General features: G+C 74.6%; 15 protein-coding genes. 10 read left to right on the forward strand and 5 right to left on the reverse strand.

Annotation, left to right across the window (positions count from 1 at the left end):
- Window positions 1-31: 31 nt before the first annotated feature.
- Genes QEZ54_RS18780 through QEZ54_RS18805 form a run of 6 tightly spaced genes read left to right on the forward strand, consistent with a single transcriptional unit; the run spans window position 32 to window position 7,604 of the window.
- The gene (locus QEZ54_RS18780) at window positions 32-982 is read left to right on the forward strand and encodes a DUF916 domain-containing protein (protein ID WP_281305946.1); all 951 of its coding nucleotides are present in this window, start codon (window positions 32-34) and stop codon (window positions 980-982) included.
- A complete protein-coding gene (locus QEZ54_RS18785) occupies window positions 979-2,139 on the forward strand; it encodes a hypothetical protein (protein WP_281305947.1) in 1,161 nt (386 codons plus the stop codon). The genes QEZ54_RS18780 and QEZ54_RS18785 overlap by 4 nt, the downstream gene beginning before the upstream one ends.
- Before the next feature lie 3 nt (window positions 2,140-2,142).
- Window positions 2,143-3,474: a hypothetical protein gene (locus QEZ54_RS18790; protein WP_281305948.1), complete on the forward strand. Its 1,332-nt coding sequence runs from the start codon at window positions 2,143-2,145 to the stop codon at window positions 3,472-3,474.
- Window positions 3,467-4,183 (forward strand): ABC transporter ATP-binding protein, encoded by a 717-nt coding sequence (locus tag QEZ54_RS18795; RefSeq protein ID WP_281305949.1) that lies wholly within the window; start codon window positions 3,467-3,469, stop codon window positions 4,181-4,183. The genes QEZ54_RS18790 and QEZ54_RS18795 overlap by 8 nt, the downstream gene beginning before the upstream one ends.
- Window positions 4,180-7,008, forward strand: a complete 2,829-nt coding sequence (locus QEZ54_RS18800; RefSeq protein WP_281305950.1) for an ATP-binding cassette domain-containing protein — start codon at window positions 4,180-4,182, stop codon at window positions 7,006-7,008. Before QEZ54_RS18795 ends, QEZ54_RS18800 begins: the two co-directional genes overlap by 4 nt.
- An 8-nt stretch (window positions 7,009-7,016) precedes the next feature.
- Window positions 7,017-7,604, forward strand: a complete 588-nt coding sequence (locus tag QEZ54_RS18805; RefSeq protein ID WP_281305951.1) for a neocarzinostatin apoprotein domain-containing protein — start codon at window positions 7,017-7,019, stop codon at window positions 7,602-7,604.
- Between the two features lie 66 nt (window positions 7,605-7,670).
- Here the strand turns inward: QEZ54_RS18805 and QEZ54_RS18810 are convergent, their stop codons facing one another.
- Window positions 7,671-8,159: a cupin domain-containing protein gene (locus QEZ54_RS18810; RefSeq protein WP_281305952.1), complete on the reverse strand. Its 489-nt coding sequence runs from the start codon at window positions 8,157-8,159 to the stop codon at window positions 7,671-7,673.
- A 128-nt stretch (window positions 8,160-8,287) separates the two neighbouring features.
- Here QEZ54_RS18810 and QEZ54_RS18815 point away from each other — a divergent pair, with 128 nt between their 5' ends.
- Window positions 8,288-8,866 (forward strand): TetR/AcrR family transcriptional regulator, encoded by a 579-nt coding sequence (locus QEZ54_RS18815; protein WP_281305953.1) that lies wholly within the window; start codon window positions 8,288-8,290, stop codon window positions 8,864-8,866.
- A gap of 54 nt (window positions 8,867-8,920) precedes the next feature.
- Window positions 8,921-9,532, forward strand: a complete 612-nt coding sequence (locus tag QEZ54_RS18820; protein WP_281305954.1) for a tyrosine-protein phosphatase — start codon at window positions 8,921-8,923, stop codon at window positions 9,530-9,532.
- 5 nt (window positions 9,533-9,537) lie between these two features.
- Here the strand turns inward: QEZ54_RS18820 and QEZ54_RS18825 are convergent, their stop codons facing one another.
- Window positions 9,538-9,726 (reverse strand): hypothetical protein, encoded by a 189-nt coding sequence (locus QEZ54_RS18825; protein ID WP_281305955.1) that lies wholly within the window; start codon window positions 9,724-9,726, stop codon window positions 9,538-9,540.
- Between the two features lie 215 nt (window positions 9,727-9,941).
- Here QEZ54_RS18825 and QEZ54_RS18830 point away from each other — a divergent pair, with 215 nt between their 5' ends.
- A complete protein-coding gene (locus QEZ54_RS18830; protein WP_281305956.1) occupies window positions 9,942-10,880 on the forward strand; it encodes an acetyltransferase in 939 nt (312 codons plus the stop codon).
- A gap of 394 nt (window positions 10,881-11,274) precedes the next feature.
- Window positions 11,275-11,982, forward strand: a complete 708-nt coding sequence (locus QEZ54_RS18835; RefSeq protein WP_281305957.1) for a M23 family metallopeptidase — start codon at window positions 11,275-11,277, stop codon at window positions 11,980-11,982.
- A gap of 34 nt (window positions 11,983-12,016) precedes the next feature.
- Here QEZ54_RS18835 and QEZ54_RS18840 read toward each other — a convergent pair whose 3' ends face one another.
- The 3 genes from QEZ54_RS18840 to QEZ54_RS18850 form a co-directional block, all read right to left on the reverse strand.
- On the reverse strand, window positions 12,017-13,138 hold the full coding sequence (locus QEZ54_RS18840; RefSeq protein ID WP_281305958.1) for a CaiB/BaiF CoA-transferase family protein: 1,122 nt from the start codon (window positions 13,136-13,138) through the stop codon (window positions 12,017-12,019).
- The gene (locus QEZ54_RS18845) at window positions 13,135-14,829 is read right to left on the reverse strand and encodes a long-chain fatty acid--CoA ligase (protein WP_281305959.1); all 1,695 of its coding nucleotides are present in this window, start codon (window positions 14,827-14,829) and stop codon (window positions 13,135-13,137) included. The genes QEZ54_RS18840 and QEZ54_RS18845 overlap by 4 nt, the downstream gene beginning before the upstream one ends.
- Before the next feature lie 62 nt (window positions 14,830-14,891).
- Window positions 14,892-15,866 carry an alpha/beta hydrolase gene (locus QEZ54_RS18850; protein WP_281305960.1) on the reverse strand — a complete coding sequence of 325 codons (975 nt, stop codon included), beginning with the start codon at window positions 15,864-15,866 and terminating at the stop codon, window positions 14,892-14,894.
- Window positions 15,867-15,969 lie beyond the last annotated feature (103 nt).

Below are 15,969 nucleotides of genomic sequence, written 5' to 3' on the forward strand. Positions count from 1 at the left end.
CGATCCAATTCAAGCATCGGGGAGTCGGACCATGACCACGCTGGCCCGTACCACCGCCGCCCTGGCGGCCCTGCTGCTGGCCGGGGCGCTGACGGCGGTGCCCGCCGCGCCCGCCGCAGCCGCGGGCAACGGCCGGTGGGCCGTGGTGCCCACCCCGCCGAAGACGCCCACCCCGGCCGCGCGGCAGTACTTCTTCCTGGAGTCGCCACCCGGCCAGACGGTGCTGGACTCGGTACGGGTGACGAACCTGACCGACGCCGCGCTCACCCTGCGCGTCTACGGCGCCGACGCCTACAACACCGCCGACGACGGCGGGTTCGGCCTGCGGGAGCAGTCCCAGCCCCAGCACGACATCGGCGCCTGGACCAGCACCGGCGTCACCGACCTGGTCGTGCCCGCCCGCCGCGGGGCCGACATCCCGTTCACGGTGGTGGTGCCCAGCAACGCCAGCCCCGGCGACCACGTCGGCGGCATCGTGGTCGCCGAGGCCGCCCCCAGCGGGCAGCTCGACAGCGGCGGGGTCGCCGTCGCCGTGCGGCAGGCCGTGGCCGCCCGCGTCTACCTTCGGGTCAGCGGTCCGGCGGTGCCGGCGCTGACCGTCGGCGCGGCGGCCGCGGAGCGGGACCGGATCGCGTACACGGTCACCAACACCGGCAACCTGCACCTCGCCCCGACGATCACCGTCGCCTCGACCGGACTGTTCGGACACGCGGTCCAGGCGGGGCCGGTGCCGAAGCTCGACCTGGTGCCCGGTGCGCAGACGGTGCTGCGTACGGCGCTGCGCGGCGCCTGGCCCGTCGACGTCGTGACCACCACGGTCACGGTCACCGCCGACGGCGGTGTGCGCGCCAGCACCGAGGCCACCACCGTCACCGGCGGATGGCAGCTGCTCGCCGCCGTGGGCGTACTGCTGGCCGCCGGGTTCGCGCTGCTACGCCGGCGCCGCCGGGCCCGCCTGCGCCGCCCGCGAGGCATCGCGTGAACCGCCGGATGAGCGTCTTCGGCGACGGGCGTCACGGCCGCCGCTCGACACCTGCCGGGCGCCGCGCCGCCAGGAGGTTCGCCGTGCCGCGCGGTGCCGCCGCCACACTGGCCCTGTGCTGCGCCTTCGTGCTGGCCGGCCCGGCCGCGGCGACGGCTGAGCCGGGCCGCAGCGTCAGCCTGGCCGCCGCCCGCGCCCAGGCCGGAGACCGGCTGCGGGTCACCGGCGCCGGCTGGCCGCAGGGCGCCCTGATCCAGCTGGTCACCTGCGGCGAGCTGGCGCTGCCCGGATCGTCGTCGTGCGACATGCGCGCCGCGCTGGCGACCGTGGCCCGCGCCGACGGCACGTTCGCGGTCGAGCTGACCCTCGGCGACCCGCCCCGGCCCTGCCCGTGCGTCGTACACGCGGCCGAGGTAGGCAGCGGCAGCGGCGGCGGGCACGTGGACGCGCCCATCGAGCTGACCGGCCACGCCACCGGCCCGACTCCGGTGCCCGGCCGGGTGCAGGCCCGGCTGGAGGTGATCGAGGCGCGGCTGACCGGCGGCAGCAGGACGGCCGCCTGGTTCGGCTGGGTGCAGCACCGGAAGCTGGTCTACACCGTGCGCAACGCGGGCAGCCAGCCGCTGGACGGGGCGCCGCTGGTGGTACGCGTCGGCCGCAGCGCCGAGGGCGTGCCCACGCCGCCGACCGGGCAGCTGCGACCGGGGGAGACCCGCACCTTCGAGGTGCCGGTGACCATCCCGTTCGCCGCGTTCGGGGCGTACCCGGTCACCGCCGAACTGGGCGGACTGGGCCAGGCGAAGGCGGTGCACCAGGCGTACCCGTGGGGCCTGGTGGTGCTGAACGTGATCGGCGCCGCGATGATCGCGTTCGGCGTGCTGCGCCTGGTCCGCCGCCGCCGTGCCCGCACCGTGCCCGCCCTGGCCGTCACCGACGAGGTGCTGCTGCCCGCCGTGGTACGCGTGCCCGCGCTGCAGGCGTACCTGGTCTTCGACGACGCCCCCGGAGCGGGCCGGCTGCGCCGCCTGGCCGCGGGGCAGCTCGACCCGGCCGAACTGGACCGGCTGCTGCACGCCGCGCCGCCGCAGCAGGAGCCCGACGCCGTCGTGGACCTCGCGGCGCTCGACGAACACCTGACCCGACCACGAAACGGGTGACCCGTGGACCGACCCCTCATCCTGCGGCTCGGCGCGGTCGCGGCCGCCGCCGTGCTCGCCTTCACCGGCTGCTCGGCGATCATGCCGGGCGCCATCGACCAGCCCGGCACCGCGACCGCCGACGGCGTCGGCCCCGGCGTCACCGACAGCACCGTCAAGGTGGTGTTCGTCGGCGTCGACCTGGGCAAGACCAGCTCCTTCACCGGCTTCCGCACCGCCGACGCGGGGAACCTGCCCGAGCAGGTCAAGGCGCTGCAGACGTGGATCAACGCCAACGGCGGCATCGCCGGGCGGCGGCTGGAGGCCGTCTACCGCAGCTACGAGGCCAGCGACGACTCCCCGGCGGCCGAAGAGAAGCTGTGCAACCAGATCACCCAGGACGACCGGGCCTTCGCGGTCGTGCTGACCGGGCAGTTCCAGGCCAACGCGCGCCCCTGCTACGCGCAGCGGCACACGCTTGTGCTGGACGCGACCCTGGTCGCCACCGACGACGCCACCTACGACCGGCTCGCGCCCTACCTGTGGTCGGCCAGCTACCCGGGCTACGACTCCTTCGTCCGGGCGCTGCTGAAGACGCTGGCCGAGCAGGACTTCCTGGCCCAGGGCAGCGCCGTCGGGGTGGTCGCCGCGGACACCCCGGCCAACCGCGCCGTCTACACCGGACTGGCCGCGCCGGAGCTGGCCCGGCTGGGCACCACCGCGACCGTGGCCTGGGTCGACACCACCGACCTGGGCACCCTCAACGCCGGGCTCAACCAGGCCGCCGTGGACTTCCGCAGCAAGGGCGTGACCCGGGTGGTGTTCCTCGGCGGCGCCCGGCTCGCCTCGTTCTTCCTGACTACGGCGGCGGCGCAGGACTTCACCGCCCGTTACGCGGTGTCCAGCTTCGACAACCCCGCGTTCCTGGTGAACAACCCGGCCACCATCCCGCCCGCCTCACTGCGCGACATGGTCGGCATCGGCTTCAACCCCAGCCAGGACGTGCCCGACAGCCAGGCGCCGTTCCCCGGCGGCGACGCGGAGAAGCAGTGCCTGGACATCTTCGGCGCGGGCGGGCAGACCTTCAAGACCAGGGAGAACGCGCGGATCGCGTTCACCTACTGCGACGCCGCGCTGCTGCTGCACGCCGCGGCCAAGGACCTCGGGCCGAACCTCAACGCCACCGCGTTCGCGCGGGCGGCCGCCGCGCTCGGCGACGGGTTCACCCCGGCCGCCGGGGTCAGCGGCGGGCTGGGCGGCGGCCGCCGCGCCGCCGGGGGCGGCTACCGGGTGCTGGCGTACGACACCGCCTGCTCCTGCTTCACCTACCGGGGCGAGGAGGTGCGCTTTGACTGACGCGCTCACCGCCACCGGGGTCTGCTGCTCGTACGGCCCGGTGCAGGCGCTGTTCGGGGTGGACCTGCGGGTCGGCCCCGGGGAGCTGGTCGGCCTGTGCGGGCCCAACGGGGTCGGCAAGTCCACGCTGCTGCGGGTGCTGTCCGGCCTGCACCGGCCCTCGTCGGGCACGGTCGAGCTGCTGGGCGCCGACGTCACCGCCGTGCCGGCCGCCCGCCGGGTACGGCTCGGCCTGAGCACCGTGATCGGGCAGGCCGCGTACGGCTCGCTGACGGTCCTGGAGAACCTGCGCCTGCAGGGCTACCGCATGCCGACCGCCGACGCCCGCGCCGGACTGGACGCGGCGCTGGCCGTCTTCCCGCGCCTGGCCCGGCGGGCGCATCAGCCCGCCAGCACCCTGTCCGGCGGCGAGCGCCAGATGCTGGTGCTGGCCAAGGCGCTGGTGCAGCGGCCCCGGGTGCTGCTGGTCGACGAGCTGTCGCTGGGCCTGGCCCCGATCGTGGTCGGCGGGCTGCTGGAGATGCTGCGCCGCATCAACGCCACCGGCGTGGCGATGCTGATCGTCGAGCAGTCGGTGAACGTGGCCCTGTCGCTGGCCGACCGGCTGTACTTCCTGGAGAAGGGCGCGGTCGCCGCCGAGCACGACGCGGCGCGCCTGGCCGGGCGGCCGGAGCTGGTCCGCTCGCTGATGCTGGGCGGTCACTCGTGATCGACGCGGTGGTGCTGGGACTGTTCACCGGGCTGACCTACGGGCTGCTCGCGGTCGGGCTGGTGCTGGTGTACCGGTCCAGCCGGTTCGTCAACTTCGCGCACGGCTCGGTCGGCGTCTTCGGCGCGGCGGTGCTCGGCAAGGTGGTGACGAGCGGGGTGCTGCCGTACTGGGTGGCGTTCCCGCTGGCCATGGCCGCCGCCGGAGCGGTGGCCGCGGCGATCGAGGTCGTCGTCGTACGCCGGCTGAAGAACCGGCCCGCCGTGACCGGCATGATCGCGACGCTCGGCCTGTCGCAGTTCATCCTGATCGCGGCGCTGCTGCTCAACAGCCAGGGCCTGAGCGGCCTCACCTTCCCGCGCCCGCCGGGCCTGCCCACGTTCACGCTCGGCCGGACCCCGATCGGCCCCGCCTTCGTGGCGATGGCGCTGCTCGCGCCGGTGCTCTTCGGGGCGCTGGCGCTGCTGCTGCGGCGCAGCCGGGCCGGGCTCGGCCTGCGGGCCGCCGCCGACGCGCCGGACATGGCCCAGCTCGACGGGGTGCCCGCCGCCCGGATGACCACCCTGGCCTGGGCGGTGGCCGGTGCGGTCGCGGCGTTCTCGGCGATCCTGGTCACCCCGACGCAGGGCGCCCAGTCCATCGACACCCTCGGCCCGGAGCTGCTGCTGCGCGGGCTGGCCGGTGCGGTGGCGGCGCGGATGTCCTCGCTGCCCCGGGCGCTGGCGGCGTGCCTGGGCATCGGCGTCGCCGAGCAGGTGCTGCTGTCCTGGGGCGCCGGACGCGGCGGGGTCAGCCTGGCGTTGGCCCTGTTCATCCTGGTCACGCTGCTGAGCCAGCCCCGGTTGGGGCGCCGCGACAGCGCGCAGGCCGGCTGGCCCCGCAGCGTGCCGCTGCCGGGCACCGCGCTGGGCCGCGCGGCCACGGGCGTCGGGCTGCTGGCCGCGGCCGGGCTGGCGTACCTGGTCAGCAACGAGACCGCGTCGGTGCTGACCACTGTCGCCGGGTTCGCGCTGGTCGGACTGTCGGTGCTGCTGGTCACCGGCCTGGCGGGCGAGCTGTCGCTGGGCCAGTTCGCCTTCGCCGGTATCGGCGCGGCCGTGTCCCTGCATGTCGCGGCCGCCACGGGCAACTTCTTCACCGCCGCGCTGGCCGGCTGCGCGGCGGCCGCGGCAGCGGCGGCCCTGGTCGGGCTGCCCGCGCTGCGGCTGCGCGGGCTGGCGCTGGCGGCGGTCAGCCTGGCGTTCGCGCTGGCCGCCGAGGGCTGGCTGCTGCGCCTGCCGGTGCTGCTCGGCGACGGCGTCGAGGCGGCCAAACCGCAGTGGCAGGGCTATCCGCTGCTGCTGGCCAAGGACTACTACCTGTTCGCGCTGCTGATGCTGGGGCTCGGGCTGTGGCTGGCGCACCGGCTGCGCACCGGCGGGTTCGGACTGACGGTGCTGGCGCTGCGCGACAACGAGGACGCGGCCAAGGCCCTGGCGATCCCCGCGACGCTGCGCAAACTCCAGGTTTACGCCGCCGCGGGCGTGCTGGCGGGCCTGGGCGGCGTCGTCATCGCGCACGGCCAGACCCAGGTCACGGTCAACAGCTTCCCCGCCGCCGCCGGGATCGACGCCGTCGCGCTGACCGTCGTCGGCGGCCTGGGCGTGCTCGGCGGCCCGGTGCTGGGCTCGCTGCTGCTGGTGGGCCTGCCCGCCCTGGTCGACCTCGGCATCGGAGGTCAGGCCGTGCTCACCGTGGGCTGGCTGCTGGTGGTGGTGCTGCTGCCCGGCGGGCTCGGCGAACCGCTCGCCCGGCTGGCCGGGCGCCTGCCGTCGCACCGCCGACCGTCCACCTCCGACGCCGCGCCGCCGCCACCGCCGCCGCCGTCGTCGCCGAAGCCGGAGCCCGAGGCGCCGATCGGTGACCCGGCCGTCCGGGCGCGCTGGGCGACCGTCGGCGAGGTCGCGGCGGCCCGCGCCCGCTCGGCGGCCGGTGACGCGGACGCCAGGGTGCAGCGGATACGGCTGCCGCGCTTCGAGTTGCCGACGACGGCGGCCGGGGTGCCGCTGCTCAGCGCCCGCGCGGTGGCGCGGTCGTTCGGCGGGGTACGGGCCGTGGCCGGGGTCGACCTCGACGTCGCCGCCGGTGAGGTGGTCGGCATCATCGGGCCGAACGGCGCGGGCAAGACCACGCTGTTCGAGATCCTGGCCGGGTTCACCCGCCCCGAGTCCGGGCGGGTGCTGCTGGCCGGGCACGACGTGACCCGGCTGCCGCCGCAGCGGCGGGCGCGGCGCGGCCTGGGCCGCTCGTTCCAGGACGCCCGGCTGTTCCCGACCCTGACGGTTCGGGAGTCGCTGCTGGTCGCGGCCGAGCGGCGGGACCCGGCCGGGCTGGCCGCGGCCGCGCTCGGCGCCACCGCGGGCGCCCGGCGCCGGGCCGGGCGCACCGGCGAGCTGCTGGACCTGTTCGGGCTGGCCGAGGTCGCCGACCGGCCGGTCGGCGCGCTGTCCACCGGCACCCGGCGCACCGTCGAGCTGGCCTGCCTGCTCGCGCTGGAGCCGGCCCTGCTGCTGCTGGACGAGCCCTCGTCCGGGGTGTCGCAGGCCGACGGGGTCGCGCTGGGGGAGCTGCTGCTGCGGGTCAACGGCGAGCTGGGCGTCGCCCTGGTGGTCATCGAGCACGACCTGCCGCTGCTGGCCCGGCTGGCGCCGCGGCTGGTCGCCATGGAGTCGGGCCGGGTGATCGCCGACGGGCCAACCGCGTCCGTACGGGCGCATCCGGCCGTGGTCGCGTCATACCTCGGCACCGATCCGGTGGCCGAGAACCGGTCCGGCACACCTGTCTAGGAGGAACCATGTGGAAGGCACGAGTCGTGGCCGTGCTGGCCGCGGTCGCGGTGAGTGTCCCGCTGTACGCCCAGCCCGCCGCGGCGGCACCGCGGCTCACGCTGAGCAAGTCCAGCGGACTGTCCAACGGCAGCCAGATCACGGTCAACGGCTCCGGGTTCACCGCGAACCTGAAGCAGATCGCGATCGGGCAGTGCATCGCGAACCCGGTCGGCCCGACCGACTGCAACCTGGCCGGGGGTGCCCAGTTCGTCAACGCCGACGGCAGCGGGAAGATCCCGGCCGTCACGTTGAAGCTGGCGACGAAGTTCGGGTCGTACGACTGCACCAAGCGGCAGTGCGTGATCGCGGCGCAGATCCTGCCGTCGTCGGCCTCCGACGCCGTGGTGAAGGCGAACCGGGCGAGCACGCAGATCTCGTTCGGCGCGGCGAGCTCGCCCAAGCCGGGCGTCAGCACCAGCCCGGACGCCCTGGCCAAGACCGGCCCCGGGGACGAGCACTGGGTGCTGGTGCTGGGCGGCTCCGCGCTGCTGCTGCCCGGTATCGGGCTGCTGCTGCTCCTGCCGCGCCGCCGCCGGGCGGCCGCCGCAGCGTAGGCGGCGCGCGGTGACCCGGACCGGTCCGGGCGGGTGAGCCCCCGCCCGGACCGGTCCGCCGCGCGCTCAGACGGTCTGGCGGTGGCGGTCGGTCCACTGCGGAGCGCTGAGCAGGTGGTGGTTGTCGTACTGCTCCTGCGCGGCCTTGATGTCCTCGGCCGTGGCCTGCCCGGCGTGGAAGCGGTCGAGCAGGCGGTAGTACTCGAAGCGGGCGGGGCCCGGGGTGAACAGGAACAGCACGTCGGCGTCGGTGCCGGGTGCGGGTGCGAACGCGTGCGGCATATACGGCGGGACGATCAGCAGGTCACCCTGGTTGAGCGTGACGATCTCCTCGCCGAGCAGCACCTCCAGCTCCCCGCCGAGCATGAAGAGGATCTCGTCGGAGCGTTCGTGGAAGTGCGGCGGGGCGCCGGGTGAACCGGCCTTGAGCAGCGAGCGGTTGCTGGTCAGCACGTTGCCCGTGTGCGGGGCGTCGGCCAGCAGCGTGATGACGCTGCCCGGGTCGCGGGTCAGCCGCTCCGCCTCGCCGGCCCGCACCAGTACTCCTCCGCGCATCGCGGCCTCCCTCAATGATGTGGAGTCAAGGCGAGACAGCCCGTCTCGTCTTGCGCAGACGGTAGGCGCTGCTCGTGGAGGGTGTCAAGACGAGACGTACCGTTTCGCCATGCGCTACGATGCGTGACGTGACCCCACCTCCACCGGACGCCACCCGCCGTAATGAGCAGTCCCGCCAGGCGATCCTCAAAGCCGCGCGCGAACTCTGCGCCGAGCGCGGCTACGCGGCGACGACCATCGAGGGCATCGCCGCCAAGGCGGGCGTCGGCAAGCAGACGATCTATCGCTGGTGGCCGTCGAAGGCGGCGGTGCTCATCGAGGTGATGGAGGAGCAGCGCGACCGGGCGGCCGGGTTCCCCGACACCGGCGACATCTGGCGCGACCTGGGCACCCAGACGCGCAGCGTGATGCGGCTGTTCATGTCGGACTTCGGGCTGATCTGGCGCGGGCTGATCGGTTCGGCGCAGACCGAGCAGGCCGCGGCCGACGGCGTACGGCGGATCCTGCGGGTGTCGATCGACCAGTGCACGGCCCGGCTGGCGAGGGCGCGCGACGCCGGGCAGCTGCGCGCCGACCTCGACCTGCAGCTGGCGGTCGAGCTGATCTACGGCCCGGTCTACCACACGTGGCTGCTGCGCGTGCGCACGATCGACGAGTCGTACATGGACACCGTGCTGGCGGCACTGCGCCCCGCGCTGGCCCCGTAGCCCGGTGGCGCGCGGGCCCTACGATACGGCCATGTCCCTGGGCGGAGTGACCTCGTGAGGCTCGACTGGCCCGGCTGCCGCAACGCCCGCGACCTGGGCGGCCTACCCGCCGCGGACGGCGGCCGGATCCGGGCCGGGGCGCTGCTGCGCTCCGACCGGCACGACCGGATGACCGAGGCGACGGTCCAGGCCCTGCGCGGCGGCGCCCTCAGCCGCATCCTGGATCTGCGCTGGTCCTGGGAGTGCGCCGAGCTGCCGAGCCCGTTCGCCCAGGATCCCTGCTACCGGCATACGCCGCTGCTCGAAGACGTGCTGGACTACGTGCCGCCGCCGGACAGCTACGCGCCGATGCTCGACCACAACCAGGTCCGCATCGGCGCGGCCGTGCGCGCGTTCGCGCAGGCGCCGCCGGGCGCGGTGGTGATCCACTGCCACGCCGGGCGCGACCGCACGGGCGTGCTGGCCGCGCTGCTGCTGCGGACGGCGGGCGTGGACGACGACACGATCGCCGCCGACTACGCGCTGACCGAGGGCTGCGTGCCCGGCCCGATGCTGCACACCCTGGCCCACCTCGACCAGGCGCACGGCGGCGCGGCGGCCTACCTGGCGAAGGCCGGGGTCGGCGCCGACGACGTACGCGCGGTGCGCAGCCGGCTGCTCGCCTGACCGGGTCAGCTGCCGCGCTTGCGCAGCCCGAACCAGGTCAGGGCCAGCCCGACGACGGCCGTGATCGGACCGACGACGGCCCACGTCCGGTCGCCGCTCATCGCGCTGCCGCCGAGCACGTCCAGCCCCTGCAGGGTCCACACGAGCCCGGACAGCACCAACAGGATCCCGATACCCGCCCACACCCAACGCATGACCGACACGGTACGCGTCCGGGCCTGGTCGCGGCGTCAGCCGAACGGTGCCCGATGATCGCCGCGGTTGCGCGACCGGGGCCGCTGTCGTACGGTTTCGGCACGCCACGCGAGCCGAGAGGAGGTCAGAACACCATGTCCGATGTTCTGCGCCCCTTCCGCGGCCCGGCGTACTCGCGGAGCTGACCGGGGCGTTCGCCCGGAAGGATCCACCTATGGCCGATCTGGTCATCCGCCCGCTCACCGCGGGCGAGGAGCACGTCTTCGACTCGATGCCCGACCCGCAGCCCGAACTGCGGCAGGTCGGCTACGCCGACGGCCTGGCCGGCGGCGGCTACCGGCCCGAGCACACCTGGATCGCCCAGCTCGACGGGCAGGTGGTGGCCCGGGCCGCCTGGCTGCTGCCGCCGGGTTCGGTGGGCCGCCCCTGGCTGGAGCGCTTCGACCTCACCGCCGAACCGTCGGTGGGCGCGGCGCTGCTGGCCGCCGCGCACCGCAGCCTCGGCGGCCCCACCGGCTACTACGCCTCGATGCCCGCGTCCTGGCGGCAGGTGCCGCACCAGCAGGCCGCGGCGCGGCCGCCGATGGCCGCGGCACGCCTGGCCGGCCTGGTCGAACAGGGCGAGCGGCTGCGTATGGCCTGGACCGGGACTCCGGTCGCGCCCGGCTCCGACCGACGCGCGCTCCGGTCCGCCGCCGACGCGGCCGAGACCGGGGCCCGGTGCACGTTCCGACCCGCGGCCGACGTGGCGGAGATCGAGGCGTTGACGGCCCGGGTCGGCGAGCCCGACGTGCTGACCGGAGCGGAGATCGCCCGCCTGGTGCGCGGCGTGGACCTGGCCCGGGAGCCGCTGAAATGGCTCTCCGGGCCGCCCGGGGACTGGCGCGTGGCACTGGTCGACGGCGAGCCGGTCGGCCTGACCGGCCCGGCCGGAGACGCCTGCTACCCGATGATCGCCTACCTGGGCCTGCTCGACCCGCCCGATCCGGCGGTGCGCGCAGAGATGCTGGCCGACGCGGTCAGCGGCCTGGTCGCCGGGGGTGCGCTGGAGATCGTCGCCGACGTCGACGCCGACCGCCCCGGCGTCCGGGCAGACCTCGAACGCACCGCCTTCGCCCCGGTCCGTTCCCGCGTCCACTTCGCACCGGCCTGACGGACCCGCGCCCCCGGACCGTGGCCCGCTCCGGGGGCGCGCCCGCGCGCAGCGTGCAGTTTCGGGGAAACTGCACGAATCGCGGCCATGATTCCGGCAGTTTCCCCCGAAACTGCACCCACCGTTCGCTCGGGCGGCGCGGCGGGGTGTCCGGGATGGTGTATATGCGGCACCTGTCAGCGGGGTGTCCGGGTGTCGGAGCCGTCACATTCATGAGTGCGCATTTTCGCGGGTACCGGCTGGCGCACCTGGGTAGACGGTCCCCGGCGGGGGGCGGAGCGCAACCCGTGGGGTTGTCCGCCCGGTGACGGGCCGTTACGTTGGTTCAGGTCTTGAAAGAGCACGCAAGGTGAACCGGCACATAGGATCACCGCGACGCTACGGAGAGTGTGTTGTGCAGTACCGGCCCGCGCTGTCGAAAGAGAGCGACCGATACCGGGGACGTCGACGAGTCGACACCCCGCCACGGCACCGGTACGTCGCCGTGCTCGCCACCGCCGTCGCCGGAGCGGGGGTCGTGGCGTTCGGCGCCGGAGCGACCGTCGACGACGGCAAGGCCGACCCGTACGCGGTCGAGATCTCGGCGTACTCGACGGGTGTGGCCGACCGCGCCGATACCGTCGACCGGGCCAGCCGGTCCGACACCCGCGAAGCGGTCGCCACGACCGACGACCGCGACCCGAACGCCTGGGTGCTGCCGCTGCACGACTTCAAGCTGACCTCGCGCTTCAAGTCCGACTGGAACCAGACCCACCAGGGCGTCGACCTGGTCGGCCCAGCCGAGGGCACCGCGATCGGCGCGCTGCACCGGGGCACGGTCGTGCAGGCGGGCTGGAACGGCGCCTACGGCTACTCCGTCGTCGTCGACCACGGCGACGGCATCCGCTCGCTGTACGGGCACGCGAGCAAGGTGCTGGTGAAGGTCGGCCAGCGGGTCGAGGCGGGGCAGACCGTCGGGCTGCTCGGCAACACGGGCCTGTCCTACGGCACCCACCTGCGCCTCGAGGTCTACGTCAGCGGCGTTCCGCAGAACACGCTGGAGTGGCTGCGCGAGCAGAAGGTCGACCTCGAGCTGGAGATCGAAGCCGTCCTCGGCAGCTGACCACCCGGGCCGCGCGCGGCGGCCCGGGGTCACCTCAACCGGCCAGCCAGTCGGCCAGCACCTGGTCCGTGTGCTCGCCCGGTTCGGCGGGCGGTCCGCTCAGGGCCGCCGGCGTACGCGAGAAGCGAGGCGCGGGTGCGGGCTGCACCACCCCGTCGCGGTCCACATAGGTCTGCCGTGCCCGCAGCTGCGGGTCGGCGGGCGCCTCGGCCCAGGACAGCACCGGCGCCACGCACCCGTCGCCGTCGGCGAACACCTCGGTCCACTCCTGCCGCGTACGCTGCGCGAACCGGTCGGCGATCGCGGTGCGCAGGCGGGGCCAGGTCGCCGGGTCGTACTGCGCGGCGGCCTCTTCGCCCAGGCCCAGGCGCTGGGCGAAGACGGCGAAGAACTGCGGTTCGATCGGGCCGACCGCCATGTGGCCGCCGTCGGCGGTGGCGTACACGTCGTAGAACGGGGCGCCGGAGTCGAGCAGGTTCACCCCGCGCCGGTCGCGCCAGGCGCCGCCCGCGCGCAGCCCCGCCACCATGGTGGCCAGGTGCGCCGCGCCGTCGGTGATCGCCGCGTCGACGACCTGCCCCTGGCCGCTGGCCTGTACCTCCCACAGCGCCGCGAGGATGCCGGTGGCCAGGTACAGTGCACCGCCGCCGAAGTCGCCGACCAGGTTGAGCGGGATCTGCGGTGGACCGCCGGCCCGGCCCATGGCGTGCAGGACGCCGGTGACGGCGAGGTAGGTGAGGTCGTGTCCGGCCGTGTGGGCGCGGGGGCCGTCCTGGCCCCAGCCGGTCATCCGGCCGTACACCAGGCGCGGCTGGCGGGCCAGGCACACGTCGGGGCCGAGGCCGAGCCGCTCGGCGACGCCCGGCCGGTACCCCTCGATCAGCACGTCGGCCCGCTCCACCAGCCGCAGCGCGGTCTCCAGGCCGGCCGGGTCCTTCAGATCGAGGGCGATCGAGCGCTTGCCCCGGTTCAGCAGGTCGAAGCGCGGCTCGACGGCCATGGTGCCGCCGCCGGGCCGGTCCACCCGCACCACGTCGGCGCCCAGGTCGGCCAGGTGCATGGCGCAGAACGGGCCGGGCCCGAGCCCGGCCAGCTCCAGCACCCGCAGCCCGCGCAGTGGGCCGGTCGGCGCAGGCGCCGCGATGCCGTCGGTCATGACGCTCCCGAGGTGTTGTAGAGCCGCTCGATCTCGGCGGCGTACTTGGCGGACACGGCCGAGCGGCGCAGTTTCAGGGTCGGGGTGAGCTCGTCGCCGCCGGGCTCCCACGGTCCGGGCAGGATCGCGAACTTCTTGATCTGCTCGACGCGGGACAGCGTACTGTTCGCGGCCGCGACGCCGTCGGCGACGAGCGCGTGCGGGTCGGCGCCGGGTTCGCGCCGGTGCAGCGCCGCCAGCGCGTCGGCGTCGAGCACGAGCAGTGCGACGTTGTACGGCCGCCCGTCGCCGACCACGGCCACCGTCCCGACGAGCGGGCACGCCGACAGCAGCGCGCTCTCGATCGCCACCGGGGACATGTTCTTGCCCGCCGCGTTGATGATCAGTTCCTTCTTGCGCCCGACGATGCTCACGTACCCGTCGGCGTCCATCGTGGCCACGTCGCCGGTGCGCAGCCAGCCGTCCTCGAACAGCTCCTCGCTGCGCGCCCGGTCGCCCCGGTAGCCGCGGGTGGTGATCGCGCCGCGTACCAGCAGCTCGCCGTCGTCGGCCAGGCGCAGCTCGACCCCGGGCAGGGCCCGGCCGACCGTGCCGGGGCGGATCGCCGACGGCGGGTTCAGCGTGGCGACGCCACAGGTCTCGGTCATGCCCCACACGTCGCAGACGGTGACGCCCAGGTCCAGGAAGTAGGTCAGCACGGCGGGCGGCAGCGGCGCGGCGCCCGACATGACCCAGCGCGCCCGGTCCAGGCCGAGCTGGGCGCGTACCTTCGCGAGCACGACCCGGTCGGCCAGGCGGCCGAGCAGGCTGTCCGGCTTGGCGCGCATCGCGGCCCGCAGGAGCCGTCGGCGCGGGGCCGGGGCGGTCGCCAGCGCGTCCTCGATCCGGCCGCGCATCTTCTCCAGCACCCGGGGCACCGCCGCCCAGAACGTGGGCCGCACCTGCTGCAGCGCCTCGCCGAGCCGGGCCAGGTCGGACAGGCACACGATCTGCAGGCCGTACACGATGGGGATGTAGTGGCTGGCCAGGCGGTCGGCGATGTGCGCGGCGGGCAGGTAGGACAGGCCGACGTCGTCGGGTTGCAGGTCCACCACCTGCGTCAGCCCGTCGATCTCGGCGAGCAGGTTGGCGTGCGTCAGCTCGACACCCTTGGGCAGCCCGGTGGTGCCGGAGGTGTAGATGATCGTGAGCAGGTCGTCGGGTCCGACGGCGGTCCACGCCGCGTCGAAGTCGAACCCGGCCGTCGCCGCCGCCGCCTTCAGCTCGGCCAGGGTGATCGCGCCGGTCGCCGGACCGTCCACGCAGACCACCGCATCCAGGGGCACGCCGCTGGCCAGCACCCGGGGCAGGTACTGCGACTCGGTGGCCACCAGCCGTGCCCCGCTGTCGCGCAGCACGTGGGCCAGCTGCTCGGGCGACGAGGTGTTGTACACCGACACCGGCACCGCGCCCAGGTGGACGGCGGCCAGGTCGAGCAGGTGGAACTCGGGGCGGTTGCCGAGCATCAGCGCCATCGCGTCGCCCCGGCCCAGCCCGAGCCCGGCCAGGCCCGCGGCCAGCGCGGCGACCTCCTCGGCGTACTCGGACCAGGTCAGCGCGCCGCCGCGGACATGGTCGCGCAACGCGACCGCCCCCGGTGTCCGGGCGGCGGTCTGCTGGAACACGGCGCACAGGCTCGCCGGTGTGGTCATGGGCCTCTCCAGGGGACGGTCCGGCCGAGGGAGCCAGCGGTGGCTCCCCCGGCCGGAGCGGATCACGAACCGCTGAGCGTCTGCGTCACGCCGGCGGCGATCAGCGAGTCGTAGTAGCCGCCGCCGGGGTAGTAGGCGGCGGTCGTGGTGCCGCTCACGGCGTCGCCGGCCCAGGCCACGGCCAGGGTCTGCAGTGCCGCGATGTTCTGCTGCTGCGGCGTGCCGGAGGTGACGGTGCACAGCCCGTCGGTGCTGGCGCCCTCGGCGTCGCAGTGGCAGCCGGTGGTCAGCCGGACCCCGAGGAACGGCCGGTGCAGGTCGTTCGTCAGCTCGACCGTGCCGTTGGCGTCGCTGTTGGCCGTGTACGGCGGCGACGAGATCGCGTAGACCGGCAGCCCGGTCGGGGCGATCCCCTTCAGCCCGGTGCCCATGTTGGATCCGATGAACGACTTCACCGGGTCGAGCAGCTGCACCAGCGCCACCCGCGCGTACTGGCTCGGGTAGGTGCTGCGCAGCCGGTTGGCGACGTACGCGGCGACCTCGCCGCCGGCTGAGTGGCCCGCGATGACGTACCGCGTCGGCAGGCTGCTCGCCGGCCGCCCGGCCTTGGCCAGCGCGTTGGCGTAGCTGCGCGCCAGCGCGCCCGAGCTGTTGCCCGCGGTGCCCAGCAGCGCCGCGACGTTGTTCAGGAACGGCGAGTTGTTGCCCAGGTTGCTGACCGTGCAGCCGAAGATGTCGGCCGACGGCAGCGTCGGGGCGACCACGACGAACCCGGCCGCGGCGTAGTGCTCGGCGAGGTCGGCCATGTTGCCGTTGGAGCGGGAGAAGCCGTGCTGCAGGTAGACCAGGCCCTTCGGGCTGGCCGTGGCGGGCAGGAACCAGTCCGCGGACTGGCGGTAGGTGAACGCCGCGCAGGACACGTCGACGGTGTTGCTGACCTGTGTCCAGCTGACCGCTGCGGCGGCAGGCTGGGCGGACAGGGCGATGGCGACCGTCGCGAGCAGGGCGGGAAGGCTGATCAGGCGTCGTAGGGACATCGTGCACGTACCGCCTTTCGTGTATCGCTGGATGGAACGGTGTTTCCTACGAAGGGATTTAGCACTTCTTGTTGGCAGACTGTCAAGAGGCGTAGAGTGCCTT

Origin of the sequence: Catellatospora sp. KI3 (genome assembly GCF_029948125.1) — a bacterium.
In the GTDB taxonomy this organism is placed as follows: domain Bacteria; phylum Actinomycetota; class Actinomycetes; order Mycobacteriales; family Micromonosporaceae; genus Catellatospora.

Coding starts and splice junctions, on each gene's coding strand:
- QEZ54_RS18830 (WP_281305956.1), top strand. CDS start 9,942: ATGGCCGATCTGGTCATCCGCCCGCTCACCGCGGGCGAGGAGCACGTC.
- QEZ54_RS18810 (WP_281305952.1), bottom strand. CDS start 8,159: ATGCGCGGAGGAGTACTGGTGCGGGCCGGCGAGGCGGAGCGGCTGACC.
- QEZ54_RS18850 (WP_281305960.1), bottom strand. CDS start 15,866: ATGTCCCTACGACGCCTGATCAGCCTTCCCGCCCTGCTCGCGACGGTC.
- QEZ54_RS18845 (WP_281305959.1), bottom strand. CDS start 14,829: ATGACCACACCGGCGAGCCTGTGCGCCGTGTTCCAGCAGACCGCCGCC.
- QEZ54_RS18780 (WP_281305946.1), top strand. CDS start 32: ATGACCACGCTGGCCCGTACCACCGCCGCCCTGGCGGCCCTGCTGCTG.
- QEZ54_RS18840 (WP_281305958.1), bottom strand. CDS start 13,138: ATGACCGACGGCATCGCGGCGCCTGCGCCGACCGGCCCACTGCGCGGG.
- QEZ54_RS18805 (WP_281305951.1), top strand. CDS start 7,017: ATGTGGAAGGCACGAGTCGTGGCCGTGCTGGCCGCGGTCGCGGTGAGT.
- QEZ54_RS18825 (WP_281305955.1), bottom strand. CDS start 9,726: ATGCGTTGGGTGTGGGCGGGTATCGGGATCCTGTTGGTGCTGTCCGGG.